This window comes from Halomonas sp. DN3 (assembly GCF_024137905.1).
Taxonomy (GTDB): Bacteria; Pseudomonadota; Gammaproteobacteria; order Pseudomonadales; family Halomonadaceae; genus Halomonas; species Halomonas litopenaei.
The window spans coordinates 376,031-389,165 of the sequence record NZ_CP099965.1 but is presented as its reverse complement, the minus strand read 5'-3'; the positions used below and the strand labels follow the sequence as shown (position 1 = coordinate 389,165).

The window sequence follows — 13,135 nt, the reverse complement described above, 5'->3', positions numbered from 1 at the left end:
GCGCAAGGGGGCGGGGCTGCCCGGTTCCTCCGGGCCTAACCGAGCACGCGGGTCTCGAGGGCGTGACGCTGGCCGCTGGGCAGTGTCAGTTCGAAAGCCAGGGTCGCGCCCTTCTCCAGCTTGCCGACGCCGGCCGGGGTGCCGGTCAGCACCACGTCGCCCGGCGCCAGGGTGAAGTGCTGGCTCATCTCGGACAGCAGCGCCGGGATCGCGAACAGCATGTCTCGGGCCACGCCGTGCTGGCGACGTTCACCGTTCATGTCGAGGCTGAACTCGATGGCCGACCAGTCGAGCGGCGCCTCGATGGGCACGAAGCGCGACAGCGGGCAGGCGCCATCGAAGGCCTTGGCGATCTCCCAGGGATGCCCCTTCTTCTTCAGCGCCGACTGGACGTCACGCAACGTCAGGTCCAGCGCCAGTCCGACCCCGACCACCGCCGCCTCGGCCTGCTCGGGCGTGGCCTCACGCAGGGTCTCGCCGATCAGCAGCGCAAGCTCGGTCTCGAAGTGCACGTCGGAGCGCTCGAAGGGACCGCCGATCGGCTCTTCCAAGGGCACCACACTGGTCGCCGGCTTGATGAACAGCAGAGGTGCGTCGGGCACCGGGTTGTCGAGCTCCTTGGCGTGCTCGGCGTAGTTGCGTCCAACACAGACCACCTTGCCAAGTGGCTGGGAGAAGGCATCACCGTCGACAAAGCTCGGGACGAGGGACATGGCAGGCTCCTGAAGGCATGAAGAAGGAATAGGAAACGGCACGGCCAAGCGAACAGGGTCGCGTGGCATGCAAAAAAGGCGCGCCCAGGGCGCGCCTTTCGAGTCTATCCCAGCCATCACGCTCATCGCGAGCGGTGGCGATCGCCGCCTCAGGGATTGAAATCGCTGTCAGGCTCGTGGGCCAGGAAATCCGGGCGACGGCGGTTGGCCGCAAACGGCTCGACGCAGCGGTTGTCGACGCGGTTGTAGACGAAGAAGGCGTTGCTGCGCGGATCCGGCGACATGTTGGCATTGGAGCCATGCAGGGTGTTGCAGTCGAACAGCAAAAGGCCGCCGGCGCTGCCCTTGGGCGCCTCGATACCGTTGCGATCGATCAGCTGGCGCAGGGCCTCCTGGCTCGGCACCCCGATCTCCTGCTTCTGCAGCGACTTCTCGTGGTTGTTGTCCGGCGTCTCGCCGATGCACGGCACGAACACCCGATGGGAGCCGGGAATCAGCATCAGCGGACCGTTGAACTCATGGTTGTCGGTCAGCACGATGGAGGCACTCACCGCGTGCATGTCGGGCATGCCGTCCTCGGCGTGCCAGGTCTCGAAGTCCGAGTGCCAGTTGAAGCCCTTGCCCTCAAAGCCTGGCTTGTAGTTGATGCGCGACTGGTGGACGTAGCTCTCACCGCCGAGAATCTGGCGAGCGCGGCCGACCAGACGTTCATCATTGGCCAGATGGGCGAACACCCGGGACAGATAGTGCACGGCGAACAGCGAGCGGATCTCCTTGCCGCTCGGCTCGACGATGCTGTAGTCCTTGCCCCGATAGGCATCGTTGTCGAGCAATGCCTTGAGCTCTTCGCGCAGGCGTGCAAGCTCTTCGCCGCCAAGAAAATCGGGCTCGAACAGAAAGCCCTTCTGCTCGAACTCGTCTAGCTGCTGCTGACTCAGCGGCCCCTGGTCGGCGCTGCCCTTGACCACCGGGCCCTGGCGGTCGACCCACAGGCTGTCCATCGGTTCGGGCAACCGGGTCGGGTAGCGGGTGGCGCAAGCCTGGCCGCTGTCGAGCCCGGCGAAACGTTGCCAGTCGAAACGCTGCTGGTCTTGTGGGTCTAGGTTGCTGCGATGCTTGGTTTGCGGATTGGACGATGTCTGCACTTCCATCCGATCACCCTCCCTTGGTATTGATCAGCTTTCAGATTCGAACTCGTACCCGCGGCGCTACTTACCTGTAACCAGCGACGGCCCAGAAATGCTGCGCCACACAGGCGTCACTGACCGTCAAAGGCCATATCACCGACTGCATCAAGGGCAGCATTCAAGGCCACATCACAGGGTGCATTTGAAGCCGCACCCAGAGTGCATCTAAGGCTGAATTCAAGGCTGAATTTGAGGTATAGCGCCGCCCTGAAGGAGAAGGCTATCTCCCCGAGCCCAAGCTACAAAAGCCGCCTCTTGAATTCAACCCTTGCACAACTTGCGTCTAACTTTCAGCGATGCGTCACTCCTGCTACCTCGGCGGTGCCGTTATCTACCACGATCTCATCGAACAACGAGGGAAGGTTAACGACCTCCTGTGCGAGACGACGTGCCACCGCGTACCCGATGTCCGAAAACCGTGCCACCTGAGGTACCCTGAAGGCACCACTGCATCGAGGTAGCCATGTTGCGTTTCCAGCAAGAGGACCCTGCCGCCCCCGCCATGGCGGCGATGATCCGCGCCCACCGCCGCGGGCTGAAGAAACTGGCGCCCACCTCGCCGCCGGAAAGCCGCCATGCCCTGACCCTGGATGAACTGAAGGCGCCGGAGGTGACCCTGTGGGGGCTGTGGGATGATGACGACCTGGTCGGCTGCGTCGCCCTGAAGGAAGTCAGCCACGACCACGGCGAGATCAAGTCCATGCGCACGGCACCAAGCCACCTTCGCCGGGGTCTGGCCTCCTTGATGCTCGACAAGGTGATCGAGGAGGCCAGACTGCGTGGCTATCGCCGGCTGAGCCTGGAGACCGGCTCACAGCCGGGCTTCGCTCCGGCTCGCCAGTTCTACACGCGTCACGGCTTTACCCCCTGTGCGCCCTTCGCCGGCTATGTCGAGGATCCCAACAGCGTCTACATGACCTTGGCCGTCATCGATGACGGGCGGGATGACGGCCTGGATGGCGACCTGAAGGAGGCCAGCCGATGAGCGAAAGTGATGACGCCAGCCCCGACAACAGCGCCACACCGTTGCCCCTCGACAGTGCCGGCACCCGCGAGCTGTCCTGCGCCGAAGCGGTAACCTTCGACAGCAGTGATACTCGCTGTCGCGGCTGGTGGTTCGAAGGTGCCGACGATGGTGCGGTGGTGGTCATGGCCCACGGTCTTGGCGGAACGGTGGCAGGCGGCCTTGTCGGCTACGCCCAGGCCCTGCATCACGCCGGCCACAGCGTGCTGGTCTTCGACTATCGTCACTTCGGCCGCTCCGACGGCGAGCCTCGCCAGCTGCTAGGCATCAAGCGCCAGCAACAGGACTACACGGCCGCCATCGACTACGCCCGGGGCCGGGCACCGGCCCTCCCGCTGGTGCTTTGGGGTACGTCATTCTCGTCGGCCCACGTCATCTCTCTGGCGGCTCGTCGCGACGATGTCGCTGCGGTCATCGCCATGAATCCGATGCTCGACGGTCGGGCCTCGTCGCTGCTCAAGCTCAAGGACGCAGGACCTGGTAATTTCCTGCGCATGACCGGGGTGGGACTCGCCGACCTAGCCAGGGGCTGCCTCGGCCGAGGGCCCCGGTACCTGCCGCTGGCCGGCGAGCCGGGGACCCTGGCCGCGCTCTCCGCCCCGGACGCCCTGACGGGGATCCTGTCGTTTGTCGATGACGACTTCGACAATCGCATTGCACCACGCGCCCTGCTGGGGCTTGGGCTCTACCGTCCGGTCACCCGGGCCCGCCAGGTTCACTGTCCGGTGCTGCTGCAACTTTGCCTGCGTGACAGCGTCGCGCCGATTGCCCCCGGCTACCGGCTGGCGGAAGCGCTGGGATCACGGGCCACACTCAAGACCTACGACACCGGCCACTTCGAGATCTACGAGGGTGGCTGGCGGGCGGCCTTCGCCGACGACCAGCGGGAATTTCTCGCCCAGGCGCTGGCGCAGTCGCCGGCGCCAGCGCCCACGGCCCACGCCACCGAGTCGCCTCAGCACACTCCAGACGAGACCGACCCGCCGCCCGCCCGGTAGCCTGGCTATACTGGCGACGACACCTGACTGGCCACGCCCGAGGGCATGCGAATGCGCCACTACCCCTGCCAACGCTGTGACAACCGCCTGTTCTTCGACAATACCCTCTGCCTGGTATGCCACTCCGAACTTGGCTGGTGCCCGGGTTGCCATGCCCTGGTGACGGTCGATCTCCAGCCCGATGGTCGCTACCGTTGCGTCGACGACACCTGCGCTACGCTACTGGTCAAGTGCCACAACTATTCCGTGGAAGGGGTCTGCAACCGCATGATCACCAGCGAGGAGGCCGACCGTGGCATGACGCTGTGTGACTGCTGTCGCCACAACCAGGCCATCCCCGACCTGTCGGTGCCCGGTCATCGTGAACGCTGGGCCAAGCTCGAGAGTGCCAAGCGCCGGCTTTTCTACACCCTCGATCTGCTGGGGCTGCCCCACGAGGTGGATGGCCGCCGCGCCAACCCGCCGCTGGCCTTCGCCTTCCTCGCCGACGAAGTGGCGGCGGAAGGCGACTGGCACTCCAGCGACGAGGGCATGCCGGTGTTCACCGGTCACGCCGGCGGACTCATCACCATCAACGTCAAGGAAGCCGACGACGTCGAGCGCGAGCGCCTGCGTAACGACTTCAATGAGGCCCACCGCACCCTGATCGGCCACTTCCGCCACGAGATCGGACACTATTACTGGGAGTTGTTGATCAAGAATCGGGACGAGCCTGCCTGCATCGAGGTATTCGGTGACCACAACAACCCCAGCTACAGCGAAGCCCTCGATCGCCACTATCAGCAGGGACCACCGAATGACTGGCGCGGCCGCTTCGTGTCGGCCTACGCCACCATGCACCCCTGGGAGGACTTCGCCGAAACCTTCGGCTTCTACCTGGACATGGTCGCCATCCTCGATACCGCCGGACACTTCGGCATCACCCCCACCGGCTTCGACGAGGACCTCGAAGCGATGTTGACCACCTTTCGCCGCCTGAGTCTCGGCTTCAACGAGATGAATCGCGAGATGGGGCTGCTCGACCTGGTGCCGGAGGTGATCACCCCGACCATCGCCTGCAAGCTTTGCTATATCCACGACATGGTGCTGGCGGCGCGACGACAGCATTGAACCGCCTGTTGGCGGTACGCTCGAGGCTCCTTGCGGATCGCGCTACACGGGGCCCCGCCCTCACTCATCACACGCGGCCCCGCCCTGCAATACTTGGCAAGATACGGCTTGGCAAGTCCCGGTAGTGTCTCAGCGCAGGCGGGCCGGGGCATACCCGGCCCGCCCGTTCTCACGCCTGGTCGCTGGCCGCCAGTAGCTCGCCATCGCCCAGGTCATCGAGGGTCGGGAAGTAGGTGCGGGCGATCGCCGTATGCAGCTCGGCAAAGCCCTGTTGCAGCACGTCGATAAAGTCGTGCAGGGCCTCGGGGGAGCGCACCATGGCACGGACGTCGGCCTCGGCCACATCGGCCAGCACCAGCGTCGCCGTGGCCAGGGCGCGTTCGTGGCGAGGCAGCGAGCGCAGCGCGCGAATGCTGTCCTTGAGACTGCGCGACACCGAGCGCGGGAACAGGGAGTCCTGCACCAGGAAACGCAGCACGTCGGTGGCCCTGACCCGACAGCGCACGTGCTGTCGATACATCTGGTAGGCCGTCAATGACTTGAGCACGCTCATCCACTGCAGGTGCTCGAACGGACGAATCTCGTCGCTGTCACGCTGCAGCAGGTTGGCCGAGCGCACATCGATGATGCGGGTGATCATGTCGGCCCGTTCGAGCTGGCGCCCGAGCATCATGAAGGTCCGTGACCCACCGTAGCTGAGGGTGCCCTCGATCAACCCGATCAACGTCTGACAGCCGCGAATCACCAGCTTCAGAAAGCGCTCTCGGCGTCCCGGGCCGAGGCCCACATCGGCGTGGGCACTGGCGGTCATGTAGAGCTGGTTGATTTCTTCCCAGACCTCCCGCGGTACCACGTCCCGCGTGGTGCGCAGATTCTCGCGGGCCTGGGCAAGGGCGGACAGGATCGAGCCGGAGTAGCGTCGGTCGGCACACAGGAACTGCACCACGTTGCGATCGTTGGGCTCGTCGTAAAGGGTCTCGAACACCTCGGCGCCCCCGGTGATATCGACCATCGCCGCCCATCCCAGCGGTTGGCGGTAGGGCATGTCGAGCATCAGGTGACTGGAGACGTTGATCAGGCGGGCGGTATCTTCGGCACGCTCGATGTAGCGGGCCATCCAGTACAGGTTTTCGGCGACTCTGGAAAGCATCAGCATGGTCTCAGTCCTCCCCCGTCTCGACGATCCAGGTGTCCTTGCTGCCGCCCCCTTGGGACGAGTTGACCACCAGCGAGCCCTTGACCAGGGCCACACGGGTCAAGCCACCGGTGGTGACGTAGGCGCCGTCCTGGCCCGACAGGATGAAGGGGCGCAAATCGACGTGGCGCGGCTCGGGCCGGCCATCGAACAGCGTGGGGGTGGTGGACAGGTTCAGCATGGGCTGAGCCATGTAGTTGCGTGGGTTCTCCTGGATCAGCCTGGCGAAGGCATCACGCTCGGCCTGGGAGGCCTGGGGGCCCATCAGCATGCCGTAGCCGCCGGACTCGTTGGCGGGCTTTACCACCAGTTCATGCAGGTGCTCCAGCACATAGCGGCGGTCTTCCTCGAGCATGCACAGGTAGCTCGGCACATTGGGCAGCAGTGCCTCCTGATCCAGGTAGTACTTGATCAGTTTCGGCACGAAGGCGTAGACCACCTTGTCATCGGCGACACCGGCCCCCGGGGCGTTGGCCAGCGCCACCTTGCCGCTGCGCCAGGCCCGCATCAATCCGGGTACGCCCAGTACCGAGTCCTTGCGAAACGCCTCCGGGTCGAGGAAGGCGTCGTCGACGCGGCGGTAGATCACGTCCACACGGGTCAGCCCCTGGACGGTGCGCATGTAGACCACGTCGTCGTCATCGACCAGCAGATCCGGCCCCTCGACCAGCTGCACGCCCATCTGCTGGGCCAGGTAGGCGTGCTCGTAGTAGGCCGAGTTGTAGATACCCGGGGTCAGCACCACCACCTGGGGATCGTCCCAATGGCGTGGCGACATGCCCGCCAGCATGTCGTAAAGCTGGGGCACATAGTCGTCCACCGGATGAATCTTGCCCGAGGCGAACAGCTCCGGCAGCACGCGCTTGGTCACGTTGCGATTCTCGAGCATGTAGGACACCCCGGACGGTATCCGCAGGTTGTCCTCCAGCACGTAGACGGTGCCGTCGCCACCACGCACCAGATCGGAGCCGCAGATATGCGCCCAGACCCCGTGGGGCGGATCGATCCCTACACACTGGGGGCGAAAGTTGACGGATTGCTCGAGCACCGCCGCCGGCAGCACGCCATCCTTGACGACCTTCTGGTCGTGGTACAGGTCGTCGATGAACAGGTTGAGCGCCTCGACACGCTGCTTGAGGCCTGCCTCGGTGCGTCGCCACTCGTCGGCGGGGATGATGCGAGGCACGATGTCAAAAGGCCAGGCGCGGTCGATCATGCTGCCCTCGGAATACACCGTGAAGGTGATCCCCATGGTGCGAATGGCGATCTCTGCTGCGTTCTTGCGCTCTTCCAGCTCGTCAGGGGCAAAGCCCGCGAGCACGTCACACAGCATCTTGGCCGCCTCCCGCGGCATCCCGGGCGTCGCCACCAGTTCGTCATAGAACCCTGCGCAGTCGTACTGCTGCCAATCCACATGGCTCATCGGCACACCCTCGATTGTTTTCGGCATCCGGCGACCCGACCACGACGATGGCGCCCCCGCCCTCGACCGCACCGGGTCCCTCCTTGCTGTATAGCAAGCCCTGTACCAGACCGCCGAGAATAGGCCGCAGCGCCGAGCCTTCTCGCCGAATGGGCTGGCGCAATTGAGCAATTTGGACAAAAAGCGATCACTTTTGCGGACCGGCAGTGCCCCACGAGCCAGCAAGAAGGGGCAGCGAGCACCGATCTGGTGCAACCATGGCGACCCCCGGCAAGCGCGGGCGGTAGCCCTCGGCAGCCCTTGCAGAAGCCGGTCGATGGCACCTGCTGCTGACGACGCCCTCCTTTCGGGCTTGAGAGACAGGCAGGAGTCGGGTACATCTTGTCGCCACGGTTCGGGGGGGATATCGTCACCTTCTGCAACATTCGCCGACACCCAGGAGCCTCCTCGCGTCCCATGCCTGCCTCTTCTCGTTCCGCCCTCCCCTGCTCACACGCACCGCTGTCCTGCCCTGCTCAAGACAGCGGCGCCAGGCGGTGCCGTCTGGCCAGCCTTGGCAGGGGTGTCACGGCGGGATCCGGCAGATGATCTATCGACTTCGCCACACCACGCGCTACCACTACAGCGAGATCGTGACACTCAGCGAGAACGAGGCCTGCCTGATGCCCCGTGAAATGGCCTACCAGCAGGTTGCCTGGGCGCAATTGTCGATCTCGCCGGGCGAGTCGCTACGCCAGAGCCGACAGGACGCCTTCGGCAACCATATCGCGCTGTTCGCGGTCGACACCCCCCATACCCAGCTCGAGGTCACGCTGGAGGCGCAGGTCATGACCTCGCCTCGCGCCACACCGCCGCAGGCCATCATTAGCTGGGAGCGGTGTCGAGAGCTGTTGGCAGACTGCCGCCAGCCAGGTTTCCGCGAAGCACAGCCGTTTCTTGAAAACTCCGCCTATATCGAGCGCCGCCCGCTGCTCGCCGCCTGGGCCGAAGACTGTTTTCCCGCTGGTGGCGATCTGGTGGACTGCGTGGAGCGGTTGAACCGTCGCATCCATGAGGAATTCCGCTACGACAGCGAGTTCAGCGACCTGGAGACGACACCGTCCCAGGTGCTCCAGCATCGCCGTGGGGTGTGTCAGGACTTCTCCCACCTGGCCATCGCCACCCTGCGCTCGGTGGGTCTGGCCGCGCGCTACGTCAGCGGCTATCTCGAGACTCGACCGCCTCCAGGACAGCCTCGACTGATGGGCGCCGACGCCTCCCACGCCTGGTTCTCCGTGCTGATACCCGGCTGGGGTTGGCTCGACTTCGACCCCACCAACGGTGTGCGCGCCGGCGAACGACACCTGTTGCTTGGCTGGGGCCGCGACTACGAGGACGTGGCGCCGCTCAAGGGCGTGGTGACCGGTGGTGGGCGCCAGCGCCTCGAGGTGGAAGTGGACGTTGTTCCCGCCGGGGAAGTCGCGGCCACCGGCCCGACCTCCGCCAGCCCTGGCGATCACCCGGCAGCGCCGATGGCCGGCTGATACGCTGCCCTTTATATTACGCAGGCTCTGCCCGGCCTTGCCCTGCCTACCGTCTTCCAGGAGAGATTCCATGCAGGACCTGTTGATCTGGATCGCCACCGGCTTCGGCCTGGGCTATTCCCCCTGGGCACCGGGGACGGTCGGCTCCCTGATCGGACTACCGGTCGCCTGGTGGCTGTTCCGGCTACCGCTCGGCACGCGCCTGGCCGTTACCCTGACGCTCCTCGTGCTGGCCGTTCCCGTCTGCCACTTCGCTTCGCTGTGGCTGGGCGGCGGCGACCTGCCCCAGATCGTGCTCGACGAATGGGTGGCCCTACCCATCGCGGTGCTGGCCTTCTCGCGCTACCGACGACGCATCATCCTGCCGCTGGGCTATCTACTGTTTCGCCTGTTCGATATCTCCAAGCTGTCTCCGGTACGCGAGATCGAAGGTATTGGCGGGGGACTCGGCATCGTCGCCGACGACGCAATGGCGGCATTGTATGCAGCCCTCACCCTGGTACTGCTGGTGCGCCTGACCCGCCGCTACTGGCAGCGAGATCCCGAGCAGTCCTCATAAGTCAGCCAGCACTAGCCACTGCTTATTGCATCCACAGCCCGACACAAAAAAACCGCCCTCGACGGGCGGCCAAACGGGACAGGGATCTATCGAAACAGTGACCGGGGGAACTCGTGCCCGGCCTCTGGCGACCAGTGCAGCAGATGCTGCACTGGCGTCAGTTAATCAGCATCGGTTATTCAGGGATCAGCACGCTGTCCACCACGTGGATCACCCCATTGCTGGCCTTGACGTCGGACTCCACCACGGCGGCATTGCCTACACTTGCCGAGCCTTCCTGGGCGTCGATGGCCATGTCGGTTCCCTGCAGGGTGGTCACCTCGGATGACTCCTCCAGTGACACTTCTCCTTCCACCATGTGGTAGGAAATGACCTCGACCAGACGTCGGTGGGAGGCCTTGTCGTCGCTCATCCACTCGTCGAGCTGTCCTGGCTGCAGGGTACCGAAGGCTTCGTTCGTTGGAGCAAAGAGCGTATAGGTTTCATCTCCCTCTAGCGGCTCGTCGAGGCCAGCCTTCTCGACAGCATCAAGCAGTGTCGAGAAGCGTCCGTCGGCCTGGGCGACTTCGAGCAGATTGCGTGAGGGATCCTGCTGTTGCTGCTGATCCGCTTCGGCCACCCCGCCAGCGAGCAGCGCTACGCCGAGCACGCAGCTCGGCAGGAACGACGTTGCGGCAGACATTGCTTTTTTCATGCTCTCGCCTCCTTGCGGTGATTGCTCCGAGATGTCGCGTCGCCACTGCACGCCTCCCGGGAACCTCTCTGTCGGGGCTGTTCAACCAGGACGACGCAGTTCATGTACAAAAATTAGATCAAGAACAAGTAATGTACAAGAAAAAGTTTTACGACAGCTTTCGCCACTCCGATCATCAAAGCGTCATCTTTTGACGTCATGATATGGGCGCTGCTCGGAAAGACGGTAATGACGGCGAAATGCCGATACGCTTCCGGCGACCGAAAACCTATACAATACTTGCATATCAAGCCTGGTGATGAGAACCTTTCGTACCGTTGAGGCTCGGCCAGGAGGGCCATACGCAGCCTCGCTTCCACAACGGAACGAACGACGGCACGTCATGCGCCAAGGAGGGCGACCCGTGTACTACCCGATTTCCTGTACCCGCTGTGGCCACGACCTGGCCAGCACACCGGGACCTGTAACGGCTCAGCCCAATGACTGGGAAGAGCTGAACTGCACCGAGTGCGGTGAGTTTCATGCCACCCTGGGCGCCTGGGAAGAACAGCAGACGCCGGACCGCCTGCGCTTTCTCAACAAGTCTCGCAGCCTGATGATGGCCATGCGACGTGAGCACGATGCCTTGATCGAGCAGCAGCACACCAAGGGAGAGCGAGTCGCATGATCACCGTCGCCCTGGACCTGAGCTGCACCATCTGTGGCCACTCCCGCTTCACGCTGCCTGTTGGTCAAGACGACGGCGACAGCGTTCACTGCGCCAACTGCACCGCCTACAAGTGCAAGGCCATGGACCTGGAGCGCGCGCTGATGGCGACTCTGCCACCGTCCATGCCTGCAGTACCGACTTCCTCTGGCGCCGCCCAGGCGGTACCCGCCTGAGCGATGGCTTGAGAGACAGCGATTCAGCGCCCCGCTTTTCGCCGACGCGTCCTGGCGATTCACGCCGCCCCTTCCGGGGCGGCGTTTTTAATGGAAGGCAGCGTAGCCGCGTCTTTGCTTTCTTCCTTTCCTCCTTTCCCCCCTTGCCACCATGGCGGCGACTATCGAGACAGCTATCGAGGCAACTATCGAGACCAGTGCGGGCCACGGCCCAGGTTTGGGGTATCATTCGCCCGCTAGCGAACGGCCGTCAGGCTTCAACCTCCCCTAGAAGAGGACCAGCCCTCCGCGGTAACGCCACGCTCGCCGGCACTCTCACGCCCCCTGGACACGTGGCTCATGACGAGCCGGAGACCCCATGCAAGAGACCGCCCTTACCGACCCTTCTCCCAAGGCAAACCGTTTTGCCCGCACCCGCGCACTGCCGACCATTGCTCTGTGCGCCCTGATCTACGCCTCGACCCTGGCCGTCGGCTACCACATCAACGCGGCGGTGTTGACGATCCTCAGCATGATCGTGCTGTGCCTGCTGCGTATCCCCGTGGCCATCGCCCTGATCAGCGCCGCCATGCTAGGCGCGCTGCACGCCGGACTGTCGATGAACGACGCCATCGGCGCCTTCAATGACAACCTGCTGGTCGGCGCCCAGGTCGGCCTGACCTACGTGATGATCGGCGCCTTCGCCGTGGCGCTGTCACGCTCGGGCCTGCTCGAATTGCTGGCCGATGCTATCTCGGCGCGCCTCGGCAGCGACGAGCAAAGTACCCGCAAGGGCGTCAAGTGGACGCTGTTCGGCCTGTTCATCGTCGCCTCACTGATGTCGCAGAATCTGGTGCCGGTGCACATCGCCTTCATTCCGATCCTGCTGCCACCGCTGCTTGTGGTGCTCGATCGCCTGCGAGTCGACCGCCGCGCCGTGGCCTGCATCCTGGCCTGCTCGATCAGCGCCAGCTACCTGCTGCTGCCCACCGGCTTCGGTGCCATCTTTCTCAACGAGATCCTGCTGGCCAACGTCAACAGCGTCGGCGCGGACTACGGGCTAACCGCCACCGCCGACATGGCCCCCAAGGCCATGGCACTACCGGTGCTGGGCCTGGTCGCGGGGCTGCTGGTGGCCGTTTTTATCAGCTATCGCCGCCCGCGCGACTACGTCACACCACGCCCCACCGCCGCCGCCAGGCCCGCCTCGCCGGCGCGCCTGAAGCCGCTGCAACTGGTCATCACCTTGGGCGCTCTGGCGGTGGCCCTGGTCTTTCAGCTCAAGTTCGACTCGCTGTTGCTCGGAGCCATGGTCGGTTTTCTGATCCTGGGGGTGTCCGGTATCTTCCGCTGGCAGGAGCAGGATGACGTCTTCACCGACGGGCTGCGGATGATGGCGCAGATCGCGGTCATCATCACCGTCGCCTCCGGCTTCGCCGGCGTGCTGACCGCCACCGGAGAAATCGAGCCTCTGGTAGCGGCGTCGGCCGAACTGATCGGCGGCAACATGGCGCTGGGCGCAGCGGTGATGCTGGTCGTGGGACTGTTCATCACCATCGGCTTCGGTGACTCCTTCGCCAGCGTGCCGATCCTGGCGCCCATCTACCTGCCGCTGGCGCTGACCCTGGGCTTCGACCCGCTAGCGGCGATGGCCTTGCTGGGCGCCTCGGCGGCCCTGGGAGACGCTGGCTCCCCGGCCTCGACCATCACCCTGGGCGCCACCGCCGGGCTTAACGCCGATGGCCAGCACGACCATATTCGCGACAGCGTCATCCCCACCTTCCTGCACTGCAACATCGGCATGCTGGTGTTCGCCTGGATCGCCGCCATGGTGCTGTAATACGCAGC

General features: G+C 64.5%; 13 protein-coding genes. 8 read left to right on the top strand and 5 right to left on the bottom strand.

Going from position 1 to position 13,135, the window contains the following annotated elements; translation table 11 throughout:
• Nucleotides 1–35: 35 nt before the first annotated feature.
• Together NKF27_RS01775 and thpD are read right to left on the bottom strand one after the other, a co-directional pair.
• Complete coding sequence (locus NKF27_RS01775; protein ID WP_108131123.1) at nucleotides 36–713, bottom strand: fumarylacetoacetate hydrolase family protein; 678 nt, start codon at nucleotides 711–713, stop codon at nucleotides 36–38.
• Nucleotides 714–862: 149 nt separating this feature from the next.
• On the bottom strand, nucleotides 863–1,864 hold the full coding sequence (gene thpD / locus NKF27_RS01770; RefSeq protein WP_253555101.1) for an ectoine hydroxylase: 1,002 nt from the start codon (nucleotides 1,862–1,864) through the stop codon (nucleotides 863–865).
• Between the two features lie 499 nt (nucleotides 1,865–2,363).
• Here thpD and NKF27_RS01765 point away from each other — a divergent pair, with 499 nt between their 5' ends.
• The 3 genes from NKF27_RS01765 to NKF27_RS01755 are packed head-to-tail and all read left to right on the top strand — an operon-like array spanning nucleotide 2,364 to nucleotide 5,032.
• A complete protein-coding gene (locus NKF27_RS01765) occupies nucleotides 2,364–2,885 on the top strand; it encodes a GNAT family N-acetyltransferase (protein WP_253555100.1) in 522 nt (173 codons plus the stop codon).
• On the top strand, nucleotides 2,882–3,922 hold the full coding sequence (locus tag NKF27_RS01760) for an alpha/beta hydrolase (RefSeq protein WP_253555099.1): 1,041 nt from the start codon (nucleotides 2,882–2,884) through the stop codon (nucleotides 3,920–3,922). Before NKF27_RS01765 ends, NKF27_RS01760 begins: the two co-directional genes overlap by 4 nt.
• A gap of 51 nt (nucleotides 3,923–3,973) precedes the next feature.
• Complete coding sequence (locus tag NKF27_RS01755) at nucleotides 3,974–5,032, top strand: putative zinc-binding metallopeptidase (RefSeq protein ID WP_253555098.1); 1,059 nt, start codon at nucleotides 3,974–3,976, stop codon at nucleotides 5,030–5,032.
• 169 nt (nucleotides 5,033–5,201) lie between these two features.
• Here NKF27_RS01755 and NKF27_RS01750 read toward each other — a convergent pair whose 3' ends face one another.
• Both NKF27_RS01750 and NKF27_RS01745 read right to left on the bottom strand, forming a co-directional pair.
• A complete protein-coding gene (locus tag NKF27_RS01750; protein WP_253555096.1) occupies nucleotides 5,202–6,188 on the bottom strand; it encodes an alpha-E domain-containing protein in 987 nt (328 codons plus the stop codon).
• Between the two features lie 4 nt (nucleotides 6,189–6,192).
• Entirely contained in the window at nucleotides 6,193–7,650 is a 1,458-nt protein-coding gene (locus NKF27_RS01745) for a circularly permuted type 2 ATP-grasp protein (protein ID WP_253555093.1), read from the bottom strand.
• A 584-nt stretch (nucleotides 7,651–8,234) separates the two neighbouring features.
• Here NKF27_RS01745 and NKF27_RS01740 point away from each other — a divergent pair.
• Together NKF27_RS01740 and NKF27_RS01735 are read left to right on the top strand one after the other, a co-directional pair.
• Nucleotides 8,235–9,173, top strand: coding sequence for a transglutaminase family protein (locus tag NKF27_RS01740; protein ID WP_253555090.1), 939 nt, complete (start codon nucleotides 8,235–8,237; stop codon nucleotides 9,171–9,173).
• Between the two features lie 70 nt (nucleotides 9,174–9,243).
• Nucleotides 9,244–9,732, top strand: coding sequence for a phosphatidylglycerophosphatase A (locus tag NKF27_RS01735; RefSeq protein WP_108131115.1), 489 nt, complete (start codon nucleotides 9,244–9,246; stop codon nucleotides 9,730–9,732).
• Nucleotides 9,733–9,907: 175 nt separating this feature from the next.
• Here the strand turns inward: NKF27_RS01735 and NKF27_RS01730 are convergent, their stop codons facing one another.
• Entirely contained in the window at nucleotides 9,908–10,426 is a 519-nt protein-coding gene (locus NKF27_RS01730) for a fasciclin domain-containing protein (protein WP_253555088.1), read from the bottom strand.
• Nucleotides 10,427–10,829: 403 nt separating this feature from the next.
• Here NKF27_RS01730 and NKF27_RS01725 point away from each other — a divergent pair, with 403 nt between their 5' ends.
• The 3 genes from NKF27_RS01725 to NKF27_RS01715 all read left to right on the top strand — a co-directional run bounded on the left by NKF27_RS01725 (nucleotide 10,830) and on the right by NKF27_RS01715 (nucleotide 13,127).
• A complete protein-coding gene (locus tag NKF27_RS01725) occupies nucleotides 10,830–11,093 on the top strand; it encodes a hypothetical protein (RefSeq protein ID WP_045992616.1) in 264 nt (87 codons plus the stop codon).
• Entirely contained in the window at nucleotides 11,090–11,308 is a 219-nt protein-coding gene (locus NKF27_RS01720; protein WP_213230778.1) for a hypothetical protein, read from the top strand. Before NKF27_RS01725 ends, NKF27_RS01720 begins: the two co-directional genes overlap by 4 nt.
• Nucleotides 11,309–11,789: 481 nt before the next feature.
• Entirely contained in the window at nucleotides 11,790–13,127 is a 1,338-nt protein-coding gene (locus NKF27_RS01715) for a Na+/H+ antiporter family protein (protein ID WP_253556394.1), read from the top strand.
• The last annotated feature ends 8 nt before the right edge of the window (nucleotides 13,128–13,135 follow it).

Bases quoted from the DNA above. Each gene is read 5' to 3' on its own strand.
- NKF27_RS01775 (WP_108131123.1), bottom strand. From the start codon at position 713: ATGTCCCTCGTCCCGAGCTTTGTCGACGGTGATGCCTTCTCCCAGCCA.
- thpD (WP_253555101.1), bottom strand. From the start codon at position 1,864: ATGGAAGTGCAGACATCGTCCAATCCGCAAACCAAGCATCGCAGCAAC.
- NKF27_RS01765 (WP_253555100.1), top strand. From the start codon at position 2,364: ATGTTGCGTTTCCAGCAAGAGGACCCTGCCGCCCCCGCCATGGCGGCG.
- NKF27_RS01760 (WP_253555099.1), top strand. From the start codon at position 2,882: ATGAGCGAAAGTGATGACGCCAGCCCCGACAACAGCGCCACACCGTTG.
- NKF27_RS01755 (WP_253555098.1), top strand. From the start codon at position 3,974: ATGCGCCACTACCCCTGCCAACGCTGTGACAACCGCCTGTTCTTCGAC.
- NKF27_RS01750 (WP_253555096.1), bottom strand. From the start codon at position 6,188: ATGCTGATGCTTTCCAGAGTCGCCGAAAACCTGTACTGGATGGCCCGC.
- NKF27_RS01745 (WP_253555093.1), bottom strand. From the start codon at position 7,650: ATGAGCCATGTGGATTGGCAGCAGTACGACTGCGCAGGGTTCTATGAC.
- NKF27_RS01740 (WP_253555090.1), top strand. From the start codon at position 8,235: ATGATCTATCGACTTCGCCACACCACGCGCTACCACTACAGCGAGATC.
- NKF27_RS01735 (WP_108131115.1), top strand. From the start codon at position 9,244: ATGCAGGACCTGTTGATCTGGATCGCCACCGGCTTCGGCCTGGGCTAT.
- NKF27_RS01730 (WP_253555088.1), bottom strand. From the start codon at position 10,426: ATGAAAAAAGCAATGTCTGCCGCAACGTCGTTCCTGCCGAGCTGCGTG.
- NKF27_RS01720 (WP_213230778.1), top strand. From the start codon at position 11,090: ATGATCACCGTCGCCCTGGACCTGAGCTGCACCATCTGTGGCCACTCC.